Origin of the sequence: Anaerotignum faecicola (genome assembly GCA_024460105.1) — a bacterium.
Classification (GTDB): domain Bacteria; phylum Bacillota; class Clostridia; order Lachnospirales; family Anaerotignaceae; genus JANFXS01.
Genome location: JANFXS010000293.1, coordinates 1 through 448, shown reverse-complemented (window position 1 = coordinate 448; position 448 = coordinate 1). Strand labels below are relative to the sequence as shown.

Below are 448 nucleotides of genomic sequence, written 5' to 3'. Positions count from 1 at the left end.
CCATATTCTTTTCTTTTTCGAAGAAACTCCCATATTCTCCTCCTAATCCATGTTTTCTTTGCGGCTCATTCGCGTATAAATCAGAGAAGCAATCAACCCAAAGAAACTCATAAAGAGACCAACCGCGGCCGCCTTGCCTACTTTCATCTCACTGAATGCAAAGGAGTAGGCGTATGTACCAAGTACCTCTGTCGAATGTGCCGGACCTCCGCCGGTCAGCAGCTTGACGTAATCAAATGCAAGGAAGGAACCAATGACTATCATTACAAACATCAGGTTTACCGTGGACTTAATATTCGGCAGATAAATGTAGCGGAATAACTGCCATCCATTACAGCCGTCGATTCTGGCTGCCTCCACCTGATCGGTCGGCGTCTGTCTTAAGGCCGCTAAGTAGATTACGGTTAAATAACTCCAGTAATGCCAGATATCGACGCCTGCGCAGGCA

1 protein-coding gene is annotated in these 448 nt (G+C 46.7%); it reads right to left on the bottom strand.

What is annotated here, in order from left to right; all coding sequences use genetic code 11:
- Nucleotides 1-42: 42 nt before the first annotated feature.
- A partial coding sequence (locus tag NE664_14030) for a sugar ABC transporter permease (protein MCQ4727753.1) occupies nt 43-448 on the bottom strand: 406 nt, incomplete at its 5' end.